Below are 14,029 nucleotides of genomic sequence, written 5' to 3'. Positions count from 1 at the left end.
CGGAAAGCCGGAATCGCAGCCCTGTTCCCCTGATCGGTTCCGACCGGGTCGCTTCGATCCCTTTCGGATTCAACTGCCTTGTCCTGACGGGGTTATCGGTCCTCCGTGCGAGGCTTCATACCAGAGCGGGACCATCCGTGGGGGACTTTGTCAACTGCCCACCGCACATGAGGCCGAGGCGACTACTGTCAGTCGCCGAATGGCAGCCCGACGGACCAGTACGAGGACGCAGATGTCTCACCTCCGAGCACCGGCCACCCGCGCCGACCGCCGCGAGGGCGGCCGGCACGGTCGGCCGGTCGCCCGACCCGCCCCCGCACTGCCCGAGACGCACATACGGCCCCAGCTCATGCGGTTCGCCGTGCTGCCACCGCTCGCGGTCGCGCTCAGCGCCACCGCCGCCGTGCTGTTCAGCATCCGCTCCACCGGCGCGCGCACCGGCCCCATGCTCTGGGCCGTGCTCTCCGGGGCCGTCACCGTGACCGTCGCCGGCATTCTGATCGCCGCCGTGGCCGCCGACCGCGCCGCCCGCACGGTCGCCGACCGCGTCGCCGCGCTCCGCCGCACCGCCGCACGCGGCGAGGCCGAGCTGCACGCCCTGGTCGACGCCCTGCGTCAGGGGGAGACCCCGCCCCAGCCCCCGCAGCGCCGCCGGCCGCCCGCGGACGCCGACGACTTCGAGCTGCTCGCCGGCGACCTGGCCCGCGCGTACGACGGCGCCGTCACCGCCGTCGTACGCGCCGCCCAGCTCTCCAGCCAGACAGGCAGCGAGCAGAAGCTGGAGGTCTTCGTCAACCTCGCGCGGCGGCTTCAGTCCCTCGTGCACCGGGAGATCTCGATCCTCGACGACCTCGAGAACGAGATCGAGGACCCCGACCTGCTCAAGGGCCTGTTCCACGTCGACCACCTGGCCACCCGCATCCGGCGGCACGCCGAGAACCTCGCCGTGCTCGGCGGGGCCGTCTCCCGGCGCCAGTGGAGCAACCCGGTGAACATGACCGAGGTGCTGCGCTCCGCCATCGCCGAGGTCGAGCAGTACTCCAGGGTCAAGCTGGTGCCGCCGATCGACGGCGAACTGCGCGGGCACGCCGTCGCCGACGTCATCCATCTGCTCGCCGAACTCATCGAGAACGCCACGGTGTTCTCCGCCCCGCAGACCCAGGTGCTGCTCCGCGCCAACCTCGTCACCTCCGGGCTCGCCGTGGAGGTCGAGGACCGCGGCCTCGGCATGCCCGTCGGCGAGCAGGACAAGATGAACGCCCTGCTCGCCGACCCGGACCAGGTCAACGTCGCCAGCCTGCTGTCCGACGGCCGCATCGGCCTGTACGTCGTCTCCCAGCTCGCCCGTCGGCACGGCATCCACGTGCGTCTCCAGACCAACATCTACGGCGGGGTGCAGGCCGTCCTCGTCGTGCCGCAGGTGCTGTTGGGCTCGGCGCCCGGCGCGCCGACGGCAGCCGGGGCCACCGCCGGCGAGGCTCCGCGGGAGCACGGCGCCGCGGGCGCCGGAGCAGTGCAGCGGCCGGAGGCGGCCGGGCCGGCGCCGGCCGTTCCCCCGGCCGGTGCGGTCCCCGCGCCGGGCACGGGCACCGGGCGGCACCGGCAGGCCCAGCCGGAGTCCGCGCAGCGCATCGGGGCTGGAAGCGGTGCGGAGACCGGCCGGAGCGAGGAGGACGCCCGCGGTGGCGGTGGCCCCGCCCCGCTTCCGGTGCGCGGCGCCCGTCCGGAGCGGCCCACGCCCGCCGAGGCCGTGCCCGGCGTCAGCGCCCAGCACCGGCCGATCGTCGAGGCGCGCGCGGGCCTGCCGCCCACCCCGCGCACCGGCCCGGTCCGCGGCACCATGGGCAAGCCCCAACTGCCGCGGCGCCGCGCCCAGGAGCACATCGTGCCCCAGCTCCGTGGCGGGCCCGCACCCCGCCAGGACACCGACACCGTCCCGGGCCACGATCCCGGGCTGATGGCCGCGTTCCAGCGCGGCATCACCCTCGCCGAGGCGCAGCAGCACATGGAACCGGCACACGGTGGCATGGAACCGGCACCGGGCGAGTCGCCGTACGACACGTCCGGATACCTGGCGACCCCGCCCACCGCGCCGGTCCGCGGAGAACTGCCCCGCCGCGAACCGATGCACCGCGAGCCGCGCGCCATGGGTTCCGCGCACACCGGTTCCGCCTCCATGGAGGGCGCGCACATGGGGTCCACCACTATGGATCCCGCGCACATGGGGTCCGCCCCCATGGGGCCCGGGCACACCGCTTCCCCCTACATGGGCTCCGCCCACAGGGAGCCCACCCCCATGACCGGCTTCGCCCACCCCGACACGACCCGTCGCCCTTCCGGTCCGGAGCACCCCGCTCCGGCGCCCATACCCCCGGCGCACCCCCATGCGCCCACCGGCGACGGCACCCGTGACACCGGCCGGTCCGCCGGGAGCGCCCCGGCCGGCTGACCGCACCCGCGACGGCACCCGTACGCACCCGCACCCCCCATCCCAGCGCTCCCGCTGACCTTCGTACCTTCAAGGAGTCGATCCACCATGCCGAGCGATGCGCCGACCGCCCCCCACGCATCCGACCTCGACTGGCTGCTGAGCGGCCTCGTACAGCGCGTGCCGCACACCACCAGCGCGGTGCTCCTGTCCTGCGACGGACTGGTGAAGTCCGTGCACGGCCTCGACCTCGACAGCGCCGACCACATGGCGGCCCTCGCCTCCGGCCTCTACTCGCTCGGCCGCAGCGCGGGCGTCCGGTTCGGCGACGGCGGGGACGTCCGCCAGGTCGTCGTCGAGCTGGACGCGACGCTGCTGTTCGTCACCACCGCCGGGTCCGGCACCTGTCTCGCCGTGCTGGCCGGCCGCGAGGCCGACGCGGCCGTCCTCGGCTACGAGATGGCGATGCTGGTCAAGAGCGTCCGCCCCTACCTGGTCACCGCTCCCCGGCAGCATGCCGCCGAACCCACGGCGACGAGGCCTTGAGCGTGGCCGCGGCCGGCGACGGGCCGTGGCTGGACGACGCGGCCGGGCGGCTGGTGCGGCCGTTCACGGTCAGCAACGGCCGCACCGAGCCCAGCATCGCCCTCGACCTGATGTCGCAGGTGATGGCCACCGGCGTCACCCCGCTCGGCTACCTCGGCCCGGAACACGCGCAGGCACTCGACCTGTGCCGCGCGCCCGTCTCGGTCGCCGAGGTCGCCGCCCAGCTGAAACTGCCCGCGGTGGTCACCAAGGTGATCCTCGCGGACCTGGTCGACTGCGGGGCGCTGACCACCAAGCCGCCCGCCTACCACCACACTCCCACTGACCGGTCTCTGCTGGAGGCAGTGCTCGATGGACTACGACGACAGCTCTGACCCGTTCCCCACCGCGCTCAAGATCCTTGTCGCGGGCGGGTTCGGGGTCGGGAAAACCACCTTCGTGGGCGCGGTGAGCGAGATCGCGCCGCTCAGCACGGAGGAGCTGCTCACCACGGTCAGCGTCGGCACGGACAGTCTCGAGGGCGTCGAGAACAAGATGGAGACCACGGTCGCCATGGACTTCGGCCGGATCACGCTCGACCGGGACCATGTGCTGTACCTGTTCGGCACACCCGGACAGGAGCGGTTCTGGTTCATGTGGGACGAGCTGTCCGAGGGCGCGCTCGGCGCGGTGATCCTCGCCGACACCCGCCGCTTGCAGGACTGCTTCGCCGCCGTCGACTTCTTCGAGGAGCGCGGGCTCGCCTTCATCATCGCCGTCAACGAGTTCGACGGCGGCCACCGCTACGACCCCGAGGAGGTGCGCGCGGCCATCGACCTCGACCCGGAGATCCCGGTGGTCCGCTGCGACGCGCGCATCTCCAGCTCCGGCGTACAGACCCTGCTCACCCTCGTACGCCATCTGCTCGCCCACACCCCCGCGCCCAGCCAGCGCACCCCCATGTGATGCCACCACACCGCCCACGGAGTCCACACCCACGGAGTCCCCATATGCGATACGCCCACAGCGACGGAGCCCGGCCATGAGCTACGAGCCACCCCGGCCGGTCCGGGGGCTGCTGCTCACCCCCGAGGACAAACAGGCCCCCGCCCGCGTCCACCGGCTGCGCCGGCTCGGCCTGGCGGACCGCCCCGACCCGGCGCTCGACGCCTTCGCCGACCATCTCGCCCGCCTCACCGGCGCGCCCTACGCCATGGTCAACTTCGTCGGGGAGCACCACCAGTTCTTCGCCGGCCTGTCCGTCCCGGCCACCGCCCCGGTCGTCCGGGACGACGGCAGCAGGCCCGAGCTGGGCCGGGTCCTGCCGCGCGACCATGGCTTCTGCCCCCATGTGGTGGTCCGCCACAGAGCGCTGGTCCTGGACGACGTCCGGGACTACCCCCGGTTCGCGGGGAACCCGGTCGTCGACGAGTACGGCATCCGCTCCTATCTGGGCGCCCCGCTCATCGACAGCTCCGGCATGGCGCTCGGCACGGTGTGCGTGCAGGACGTGGCGTCCCGGAGCTGGGGGCGGTCCGGGCTGGAGACCATCAAGGCGTTCGCCGCCGATCTCGTCGTACGCCTGGAACCTGGTGCCGGGGACGGCCTGCCCGGCTGAGCTGCCGGGGGATGGCCGGGCGTGAAGGAAAGCTGAGGCGGCGGTTAAGAAAAGCTCGATGGACCCCGGCTCGCGCATACGGCAGATTGCAGGGTGATTCCACCCCTCTGACCCGGTGCGGGCTTCTTCGGTATGCCCGCGGCCGGGACCTCACCCACAGGAGCCGTACGCGTGAAGGCGCTGGTCAAGCAGAAGGCCGAGCCGGGACTCTGGCTGACGGACGTCCCGGACCCCGTGGTCGGCCCGGGTGATGTACTGATCAAGGTCATGCGGACCGGTATCTGCGGTACCGATCTGCACATCCGGGCCTGGGACGGCTGGGCGCAGCAGGCGATCCGGACGCCGCTCGTGGTGGGGCACGAGTTCGTCGGACAGGTCGTCGAGGTCGGCCGGGACGTGAGCGACATCCGCATCGGCGACCGGGTCAGCGGCGAGGGCCACCTGGTGTGCGGCAAGTGCCGCAACTGCCTGGCCGGCCGCCGGCACCTGTGCCGGGCCACCGTCGGCCTCGGTGTCGGCCGGGACGGAGCCTTCGCCGAGTACGTCACCCTGCCCGCGTCCAACGTGTGGGTCCACCGGGTGCCCGTCGACCTCGATGTGGCCGCGATCTTCGACCCGTTCGGCAACGCCGTGCACACCGCGCTGTCCTTCCCGCTGGTCGGCGAGGACGTCCTGATCACCGGTGCCGGACCGATCGGCCTGATGGCCGCCGCCGTGGCCCGGCACGCCGGCGCCCGCAACGTCGTCATCACCGACGTCAGCGAGGAGCGCCTGGCCCTGGCCCGCAAGATCGGGGTCAACCTCGCCCTGAACGTCGCCGAGACCACGATCGCCGACGGGCAGCGGCAGCTGGGGCTGCGCGAGGGCTTCGACATCGGCCTGGAGATGTCCGGCCGCGCCGAGGCCATGCGGGACATGATCGCCAACATGACGCACGGCGGCCGGATCGCCATGCTCGGCCTGCCCGCGCAGGAGTTCCCGGTCGACTGGGCCCGGGTCGTCACCTCGATGATCACCATCAAGGGCATCTACGGCCGTGAGATGTTCGAGACCTGGTACGCGATGTCGGTGCTGCTGGAGGGCGGTCTCGACCTGGCCCCCGTGATCACCGGCCGGTACGACTACCGCGACTTCGAGGCGGCCTTCGCCGACGCCGCGAGCGGCACCGGCGGCAAGATCATCCTCGACTGGACCGCGTAAGCCGCGGATCGCGCCACCCCTAGCCCCGTCAGCACTTTCAGGAGTCCCCATGTTCGAGACCGTCCGCGACGACCTGCGTGCCACCCTCGACGAGATCCGCGCCGCCGGACTGCACAAGCCCGAGCGGGTCATCGGCACCCCGCAGTCCGCGACCGTCAACGTCACCGCCGGCGGCCGCCCCGGCGCGGTGCTGAACTTCTGCGCCAACAACTACCTGGGCCTGGCCGACCACCCCGCCGTGGTCGCCGCCGCCCACCAGGCCCTGGACCGCTGGGGCTACGGCATGGCCTCCGTCCGCTTCATCTGCGGCACCCAGGAGGTGCACAAGGAGCTGGAGGGCCGGCTCTCCGCCTTCCTCGGCCAGGAGGACACGATCCTCTACTCCTCCTGCTTCGACGCCAACGGCGGTGTCTTCGAGACCCTGCTCGGCGAGGAGGACGCGGTGATCTCCGACGCCCTCAACCACGCCTCCATCATCGACGGCATCCGCCTGTCGAAGGCCCGCCGCTTCCGCTACGCCAACCGCGACATGGCCGACCTGGAGGCGAAGCTGAAGGAGGCGACCGAGGGCGGCGCCCGGCGCAAGCTGATCGTCACCGACGGCGTCTTCTCCATGGACGGCTATGTGGCGCCGCTGGAGGAGATCTGCGACCTCGCCGACCGCTACGGCGCGATGGTCATGGTCGACGACTCGCACGCCGTCGGCTTCGTCGGCCCCACCGGCCGCGGCACGCCCGAGCTGCACGGCGTCATGGACCGCGTCGACATCATCACCGGCACCCTCGGCAAGGCCCTCGGCGGCGCCTCCGGCGGCTATGTCGCCGCCCGCGCCGAGATCGTCGCCCTGCTGCGCCAGCGCTCGCGTCCCTACCTGTTCTCCAACACCCTCGCCCCGGTGATCGCGGCGGCCTCGCTCAAGGTCCTCGACCTGCTGGAGTCCGCCGACGACCTGCGGACCCGGCTCGCCGAGAACACCGCGCTGTTCCGCCGCCGGATGACCGAGGAGGGCTTCGACATCCTCCCCGGCGACCACGCCATCGCGCCCGTCATGATCGGCGACGCGGCGAAGGCGGCCCGGATGGCCGAGCTGCTGCTGGAGCGCGGCGTCTACGTGATCGGCTTCTCCTACCCGGTCGTCCCGCAGGGCCAGGCCCGCATCCGGGTCCAGCTGTCCGCCGCGCACTCCACGGCCGACGTCGACCGCGCGGTCGACGCCTTCGTCGCGGCCCGCGCCGAGCTGGAGTCCTGACCGGCCCGGATCTGCTGGGATAATTGACGGCATGATCGAGGCACGGCGGCTCCACATCCTCCGTGCGGTGGCTGACCACCGCACGGTCACCGCGGCAGCCGCCGCCCTCTACCTCACCCCCTCCGCCGTCTCCCAGCAGCTGACAGCCCTGGAGCAGGAGACCGGCCACCGGCTGGTCGAGCGCGGCGCCAAGGGCGTACGGCTCACCCCGGCCGGTGAGATCCTGCTCAGCCACACCAACGCGGTCCTCGCCCAGCTGGAGCGCGCCGAGGCCGAGCTGGCCGCCTACGGCTCGGGCGAGGCGGGTACGGTCACCGTGGCGGCCTTCGCGACCGGCATCGCGCAGGTCGTGGCCCCGGCCGTGGCCCGGCTCGCCCTCACCGCCCCCGGCATCGGAATCCGCGTCCAGGACGCCGAGGGCGACGCCAGCCTGCCCATGGTGCTCGACCGGCAGGTCGATGTGGCGGTCGCCGTCGAGTACCGCGGCGCCCCGCCCGCCGACGACCCCCGGCTGACCCATGTCCCGCTCTACGCCGAGCCGTTCGACGCCGTCGTCTCCCTCGGCCACCGCCTCGCCGACGCCCTCGAGGTGCCCCTCGCCGAACTGGCCAAGGATCCCTGGATCAGCCCCTACCCCGGCAACCCCTGCCATGACGTGGTCGTCCTGGCCTGCGAGAACGCCGGATTCCAGCCCCGCCTGGAGCACTCCTCGGACGACTTCCGCGCCGTCGTCGCCCTCGCGGCCGCCGACGCGGGCGTGGCCCTCGTACCGCGTTCCGCGCTGCGCGGCATGGACCTGAGGGACGTGGCCGTACGCCCCGTCGACGGGGTGGCCCCGACCCGCCGGGTCTTCGCCGCCGTACGGCGCGGAGCGGAGGGACATCCGCTGATCCGCCCGGTGCTGGAGGCGCTGGGGGAGGCGGCGCAGGCGTGAGGGTGCCGCGCTGAACGCGCCGAGGCCGGACCCACGCCCGCCGTGACCGAGCCGGCGCTGCCCCTGCCTGCGGCCACCGGCGGGGTGACTGTCAGTGGCAGGGGCTACGGTGCGTGCCATGCCGGATGCAGAAGACGTACGCCGTATCGCCCTGTCCCTGCCGGACACCACGGAGAAGGTCGCCTGGAGCATGCCCACATTCCGGGTGGCCGGGAAGATGTTCGCGACCCTGCCCGAGGACGAGACCTCCCTCGCGGTGCGCTGTCCGAAGGACGAGCGCGACGAACTGGTGCTGGCCGAACCGGAGAAGTTCTGGATCGCCGCCCATGAGGCCCAGTTCGCCTGGGTGCGGGCGAGACTCGCGGCGCTGGAGGACGAGGACGAGCTGCGGGACATCCTCGCCGACTCCTGGCGCCAGGCGGCTCCGCCCCGACTCCTGGAGGCCTACCCGGAGTTGGGGTTGCCGCCGGGTGAATGAGCGGTGCCGGAAGGCCGGTTCACACGCCCGCGCCCACCCGCCCCGCGCTCAGGAACCGGCCGATCCGCTGCCGCAGGCCGCTCGCGTCCAGCCCGTGTGCGGTGACATGTTCCTCGATGGTTCCGTAGCGGCGCAGCTCGCGGCGGCCGACACCCAGGCCCAGCACCCGGTGCGGCACGTCCGCGAGCGCCTCGCTCACCGCGGCCGTAGAGGTGCCCGCGAGGTACGGCTCGACCAGGACGACATCGGTGCCCGCGCCCTGTGTCGCCCGGCGCAGACCGGCCGCGTCGAAGGGCCGTACGGTCGTCGCGTACAGCACGGTCGTGTCCAGCCCCTCGGTGGCCGCCAGGACGGCGTCCAGCATCGGGCCGACGGCGACGACCACACCGGAGCGGCCCTCGCGGACGGTCATGAACCCCTGGCCGCCGACCGCCCGGCCCTGCTGGTTGGCCTGCAAGGACAGCCGCACGTACACCTTGTCGTCGCCCGCGGCGACGGCGTGCCGCAGCAGGGTCTCGGCCTCGTCGGGGTGGCCGGGCACATGCACGGTCCAGCCGTCCAGGGTGTCCAGCAGCGCCACGTCGCCCGGGGCCATATGGGTGAAGCCGCCGGCCGGCCAGTCGAAGGAGGCGGCCGCGCTCACCAGCACCGCCCCGGTGTCCTGGTGGCCCAGGTCCAGCTTGACCTGCTCGAACGGCCGCTCCACGAGAAAGCTGGCGAAGGTGTGCACGACCGGCCGCAGCCCGGTGAGCGCCAGCCCGGCCGCCGCCCCGACCAGGAGCTGCTCGCGGATGCCGACATTGATCACCCGGTCCGGATGGCGGGCCATGGCGTCGCGGAAGGCGTCCTTGCCGATCTCGGCGAGGACCAGGGCGACACGCGGGTCCTCGTCCAGCATCCGGGAGACGACGGGAGCGAAGCGGTCACGCATGGTGTCCATGGAAAGGTGTCCTTCTTTCTGACTTCTGGCTTTCCGAGCAGCGAGTGCAGGTCAGGCGTTCTTCGGTTCGACGCGGGCCACCACGACGTGCGGCCGCCCGGGGTGCGGTGCCGTGAAGGCGGCGTACAGCGCCTCGTGGTCGCGTCCGTCGACATTCACCGCCGACCAGCCCGCGGCCTCGAACCGGGCGGCGATCCCGCCCGGCAGCGCATGGCTGGCCGAGGAGTTGTCGATCACCACCGTGTGCAGCCGCTCCAGCGCGGCCGGCCCGGCGAACGCGATCGCCTCGTGATTGCTGCCCTCGTCCAGTTCGGCGTCGCCGATCAGCGTCCAGACGGCCGGATCGTGCCGCCCCTGGGCGCGCAGCCCCAGTGCGGTGCCCACGGCGATCGGCAGGCCGTGGCCGAGCGACCCGCTGCCGATCTCGGCGCCGGGCACCAGCACCCGGTCCGGGTGGTGGCCGAGCGGGGAGTCGTACGACCCGAACCCGGGCAGCCAGTCCACCGGCAGGAACCCCTTCGCGGCCAGCACCGCGTAGTACGCCATGGGCCCGTGTCCCTTGCTCAGCAGAAACCGGTCGCGGTCCGGATCGTCCCGCCGCTCGGGACTCACCCGGAGCACCCGGTCGTAGAGCACCCACAGCACGTCGAGCGTGGAGGTGGCCGCCGGGCCGTGCTTCTCGTCGCCGGTCATCATGCTCATCAGCCCGGCCAGGTCGTCGAAGCCGTAGCGGCGGTCGTCCAAGCCGTGGGCGCGGTGTTCGTTCGCGGTGATCGTCATGACCCACAGCCTGCAACCTCAACCAAAGTCGAGGTCAACCGCGGGAAAGGGAGGAGCGAGCACCGAGTCGAGTGCGGTATTGTTTCTCTGCGCGTTGCGACCGGGGAAACCCCAGGTCAGACGGCATCGGGACGTGGCGCAGCTTGGTAGCGCACTTGACTGGGGGTCAAGGGGTCGCAGGTTCAAATCCTGTCGTCCCGACAGATGATGTCGGACATGTCCGCGGCTGAGGGGCTCTCTTCTGAGGGCCCCTCACGCATATGCACACACCCGTGCCCCCGGCCGCCGACATCGGCCAGGGACACGGGTGGCTCGGTGGGGTCAGCGGGGGGTCAGCCGCCACAGGTGGTCGGCCGTGCCGTTGTCGGACCACTGGAGGACCTGGGCGCCCGGTGACGTGCTCATCCCGTCCACGCCCAGCAGTAGACCGCTGTTGTAGTTGGCGATCTTGTAATAGCCGTCGCGGGCCGGGATCACCTGCCAGAGGTGGTCGGCGGTGCCGTTGTCACCCCAGACCAGGGCGGTGCCACCGTCGCCGGTGTTCATGTCCCGGATGCCCAGCAGCAGCCCGCTCTTCTGGTTGACGATGCGGTACAGGCCGGAGCCGGCGGACACCAGCGTCCAGTTCTGGTCGGTGCCGCTGGTGGCCGTGGCCTGGACCACCGAGGTGCCCTGAGCGGTGTCCCCGTTCAGGGTGTCCAGGGCGAGCCCGCTGTTCCGGTTGGTGATCTGGTAGCGCCCGGCCAGCGAGGTGGAGGTGCCGCTCGGGGTGACGACCAGGTGGTAGCCGTCGGAGGCGTTCATGGTCACCGGCACCGTGACCGAGCCGTTCGACACCGGGTAGTCGGCGTCGGAGACGGTGATTGGGCCGGGCGAGGCGGTCGTACGGCCCGTGCTGGGGGTGTACTCCAGCCTGACGTGGACCGTGCTGCCGAAGGCGGACAGCGAGGACAGGCCGCGCACGGTGACCGCGCAGGAGCCGGTGCAGCCGCCGGCGACGACGCCGAGCTGGTTGCCCGAGCCGTTCAGGGAGGCGATGCCGTCGATGCCCGTCTGCGCCGGGGGAGTGGTGACCAGCATGTTCCCCGACATGTCGCCGTACCACCGGTACATCCAGTACGAGCCGTTGGGTGAGCCGCCGGTGTCGGTGAGGGTGTCGCCGAGGGTGCCGTAGTGGTTCCAGAAGGCCAGCTCGGCGTCGTGCACCCCGGCCCGCTCGAACTTGGCGACATAGCCGATCAGGGCGCCGGGGACCCCCACCTCGTCGGGCTTGGCGTACTCCTCGACGGCGATCGGCCGCGGGCTGATGCCGAGGCTCGACTCCAGTGCGCGGTAGGCGGCGACATGCGCGGCGATGTCCTGGCTGCCCTGCAGCTCGTGCCAGGAGACGATGTCCGGGACGGTGCCGCTCGCCTTGGCGTCGGTGAGGAAGGTGCTCATCGCGGACTGGTTCCAGGACGAGTAACTCGGGCCCTGCACCGGGGTCCTGGCGTCCTTGGCGCGGACCTCCCGGTAGGTGCGGGCCCAACCCGCGTCGAACGCGCCGGCATGGGCGGTGTCCCAGGTCCAGTCGGGCTCGTTCCACAGCTCGTAGGCGGCGATGTTCGTGGCGCCGGAGGACTGCACGGACGCCACCTGCTTGTCCACCGCCGCCAGCCAGTCGCTCCAGCTCACCCATTTGTAGGGGAAGTTCGGGTACCAGTCCGGCATCCGTACGACCACCTTCGCGCCGGCGCGGGCCGCCTTCGGCGCCACGGTCAGGGCGTCGCCGGCGGGCTTCGGCTCGCCGTTGGGGAGCTGGGAGCCGCCCGGCGCCATCTGCACGAAGGTGTTGGGCTTGAGCGCGCCGACAAGACCGTCGGCGGGCGTGCTGTCGTCGGCGAGGCCGTACAGGCTGCCGGCGGCGACATGGGTGACCGGGCGGAGGGTCCGGTTCGCGTCGACCACCAGGGTGGTGGCGGAGGTGGGGGCCGCCTGGGCCGGGGCCCCGGTGGCGAGTGCGGCCGTGGCGGCCAGCGCACACACGCCCAGGAGGGGGATGAGGGGTCTGGTGCGGCTCATGGGGGAACTCCTCGACGGAGGGGATGAGAGGGATGCGGGCGGTCAGTCCTTGACCGCGCCCGCGGTCACGCCCGCGGCCACATAGCGCTGGGCGAGGACCAGCAGGACCGCCGCGGGAACGGAGGCGACCACGGCGGTCGCCATGATCGCGTTCCACTCCTGGTTGTTGTTGCCGATGTACTTGTAGATCCCGAGGGTGATGGGCCGCAGCTCGCCGCCGCCGTCCAGGGTGGTGGCGAAGACGAAGTCGGACCAGGCCCACAGGAAGCTGAAGAGGGAGACCGTGACGAGCGCGTTCCGGCTCACCGGCAGCACGATCGACCAGAAGGTGCGGAAGGTGCCCGCGCCGTCGATCCGGGAGGCGGCGATCAGCTCGCCGGGGATGCCCGACATGAACGCTGTGAAGATCATGACGCCGAACGGCACGGCGATGGTGGAGTCGGCGACGATCAGACCCCACCAGGAGTTCAGCAGGCCGAGATCGAGGAAGATGCCGTAGAAGCCCATCGCCATGACGATGCCGGGGATCATCTGGGCGATCAGCAGGACCAGGCCGATCGCGCCGCCGCCGCGCGGACGGAGTCGCGCCAGCGAGTAGCCGGCCGGCGCGGCGATCAGCAGGGTGAGGGCGACCGTGCCGAGGCCGATGAGCAGACTGGTGCCGAGATAGGGCAACTGGTCGTCCAGCACCGCCCGGTAGCCCGCGAAGGTCGGGTGCAGCGGCAGCAGGTCGGGCGGGCTCTTGCGCATGTCCTGCTGCGGGGTGAGGGACACGTTCAGCATCCAGTACACCGGGAACAGCATCAGCGCGGTGAGCAGGAGGCCGACGGCCGTGTGACGCCAGGACTTCACGCTTCCTGCCTCCTCTGGACGCGGATGTACAGCAGGCCGAAGACGAGGGCGATGAGGATGAGCAGGTTGCCGACGGCGGCCCCCGGCCCGAACTTCGGCAGCAGCGTGCCGAAGCCGAGCTGGTACGACCAGGTGGCCAGGGTGGCGGAGGAGTCACCCGGACCCCCCTTGGTCATGATCCAGATCAGGTCGAACACCTTGAGGGTGTAGACGAGACCGAGGAGCAGGGTGATCGCCGACACCGGCCGCAGCAGCGGGAAGGTGATCCGGCGGAAGGTCTGCCAGGCGCTCGCCCCGTCCAGCGCCGCCGCCTCGTACAGCTCGGCCGGGACGTTCTGGAGCCCGCTGTAGAGGATGACCAGGTTGAACGGGATGCCGATCCAGATGTTCGCGATGATCACCGAGGTCAGCGCCCAGTGCGGCGAGGTGAGCCAGTCGACGGGAGCCACTCCGAGCAGGTGCAGCAGGTAGTTCACCACGCCGGACTCGCTGTTGAACATCCACGACCAGGTCGACGCCGACACGATCAGCGGCAGCAGCCAGGGCACCAGGAACAGCGCCCGCAGCACCGCCGAGAGCCGGAAGTGCCGGTTGAAGAAGACCGCGAGGGCGAGCCCGGCGGCGTACTGGAAGGCGATGGACACGAAGGTGAAGACCATCGTGTGCCGCAGCGCCGGAGCGAACGCCGGGTCGCTCAGCACCGTGTGGAAGTTGTCCCAGCCGGAGAAGGGCGCGTCGCCGGCCACGAAGGAGCGGACGGTGTAGTCCCGCAGGCTCAGATCGAGATTGCGGTAGAGGGGATAGAGGTAGAAGGCGGCGAGATAGGCGATCAGCGGGGCGACGAACGCGAGGGCGGTGAGCCGGCTGCGGCGCCGCTGTCCGCGCCGCGCCGGCAGCGGGCCGGGCCCGCCCGTCCCCGCTGCCGCCGCCCGCCGGGACCGCTCGGCAGGGGCGATGGTCATGG

General features: G+C 71.9%; 14 protein-coding genes and 1 tRNA gene. 10 read left to right on the top strand and 5 right to left on the bottom strand.

Going from position 1 to position 14,029, the window contains the following annotated elements:
- Positions 1-232 precede the first annotated feature (232 nt).
- From ACWCV9_RS04280 to ACWCV9_RS04240, 9 genes are all read left to right on the top strand, one after another.
- The gene (locus tag ACWCV9_RS04280; protein WP_450784176.1) at positions 233-2,449 is read left to right on the top strand and encodes an ATP-binding protein; all 2,217 of its coding nucleotides are present in this window, start codon (positions 233-235) and stop codon (positions 2,447-2,449) included.
- Positions 2,450-2,536: 87 nt separating this feature from the next.
- Positions 2,537-2,974 carry a roadblock/LC7 domain-containing protein gene (locus tag ACWCV9_RS04275; protein WP_385845801.1) on the top strand — a complete coding sequence of 146 codons (438 nt, stop codon included), beginning with the start codon at positions 2,537-2,539 and terminating at the stop codon, positions 2,972-2,974.
- A gap of 2 nt (positions 2,975-2,976) precedes the next feature.
- The gene (locus ACWCV9_RS04270) at positions 2,977-3,348 is read left to right on the top strand and encodes a DUF742 domain-containing protein (RefSeq protein ID WP_450784244.1); all 372 of its coding nucleotides are present in this window, start codon (positions 2,977-2,979) and stop codon (positions 3,346-3,348) included.
- Positions 3,326-3,919: a GTP-binding protein gene (locus tag ACWCV9_RS04265; RefSeq protein WP_450784175.1), complete on the top strand. Its 594-nt coding sequence runs from the start codon at positions 3,326-3,328 to the stop codon at positions 3,917-3,919. Before ACWCV9_RS04270 ends, ACWCV9_RS04265 begins: the two co-directional genes overlap by 23 nt.
- Before the next feature lie 76 nt (positions 3,920-3,995).
- Positions 3,996-4,571, top strand: coding sequence for a GAF domain-containing protein (locus tag ACWCV9_RS04260; RefSeq protein ID WP_450784174.1), 576 nt, complete (start codon positions 3,996-3,998; stop codon positions 4,569-4,571).
- 171 nt (positions 4,572-4,742) lie between these two features.
- Entirely contained in the window at positions 4,743-5,771 is a 1,029-nt protein-coding gene (gene tdh, locus ACWCV9_RS04255) for an L-threonine 3-dehydrogenase (RefSeq protein ID WP_450784173.1), read from the top strand.
- A gap of 49 nt (positions 5,772-5,820) precedes the next feature.
- Positions 5,821-7,020, top strand: coding sequence for a glycine C-acetyltransferase (locus tag ACWCV9_RS04250; protein WP_450784172.1), 1,200 nt, complete (start codon positions 5,821-5,823; stop codon positions 7,018-7,020).
- A 31-nt stretch (positions 7,021-7,051) separates the two neighbouring features.
- A complete protein-coding gene (locus tag ACWCV9_RS04245; RefSeq protein ID WP_450784171.1) occupies positions 7,052-7,954 on the top strand; it encodes a LysR family transcriptional regulator in 903 nt (300 codons plus the stop codon).
- 118 nt (positions 7,955-8,072) lie between these two features.
- Positions 8,073-8,432, top strand: coding sequence for an MmcQ/YjbR family DNA-binding protein (locus ACWCV9_RS04240; RefSeq protein ID WP_450784170.1), 360 nt, complete (start codon positions 8,073-8,075; stop codon positions 8,430-8,432).
- A 19-nt stretch (positions 8,433-8,451) separates the two neighbouring features.
- Here ACWCV9_RS04240 and ACWCV9_RS04235 read toward each other — a convergent pair whose 3' ends face one another.
- Together ACWCV9_RS04235 and ACWCV9_RS04230 are read right to left on the bottom strand one after the other, a co-directional pair.
- Positions 8,452-9,372: a transketolase family protein gene (locus tag ACWCV9_RS04235; RefSeq protein WP_450784169.1), complete on the bottom strand. Its 921-nt coding sequence runs from the start codon at positions 9,370-9,372 to the stop codon at positions 8,452-8,454.
- A 51-nt stretch (positions 9,373-9,423) separates the two neighbouring features.
- Positions 9,424-10,152 carry a transketolase gene (locus tag ACWCV9_RS04230; RefSeq protein ID WP_450784168.1) on the bottom strand — a complete coding sequence of 243 codons (729 nt, stop codon included), beginning with the start codon at positions 10,150-10,152 and terminating at the stop codon, positions 9,424-9,426.
- A 127-nt stretch (positions 10,153-10,279) separates the two neighbouring features.
- Here ACWCV9_RS04230 and ACWCV9_RS04225 point away from each other — a divergent pair.
- Positions 10,280-10,353 (top strand) — tRNA-Pro (locus ACWCV9_RS04225).
- 120 nt (positions 10,354-10,473) lie between these two features.
- Here ACWCV9_RS04225 and ACWCV9_RS04220 read toward each other — a convergent pair.
- Genes ACWCV9_RS04220 through ACWCV9_RS04210 form a run of 3 tightly spaced genes read right to left on the bottom strand, consistent with a single transcriptional unit; the run spans position 10,474 to position 14,027 of the window.
- Positions 10,474-12,213: an RICIN domain-containing protein gene (locus ACWCV9_RS04220; protein WP_450784167.1), complete on the bottom strand. Its 1,740-nt coding sequence runs from the start codon at positions 12,211-12,213 to the stop codon at positions 10,474-10,476.
- 42 nt (positions 12,214-12,255) lie between these two features.
- Positions 12,256-13,017, bottom strand: coding sequence for a carbohydrate ABC transporter permease (locus tag ACWCV9_RS04215; protein WP_385845870.1), 762 nt, complete (start codon positions 13,015-13,017; stop codon positions 12,256-12,258).
- Positions 13,018-13,061: 44 nt separating this feature from the next.
- The gene (locus ACWCV9_RS04210; RefSeq protein WP_450784166.1) at positions 13,062-14,027 is read right to left on the bottom strand and encodes a carbohydrate ABC transporter permease; all 966 of its coding nucleotides are present in this window, start codon (positions 14,025-14,027) and stop codon (positions 13,062-13,064) included.
- Positions 14,028-14,029: the final 2 nt, after the last annotated feature.

This window comes from Streptomyces sp. NPDC001606, assembly GCF_053596835.1.
Note: the sequence above shows the minus strand (reverse complement) of the source record. Positions and strands in the feature narration are given on the sequence as shown.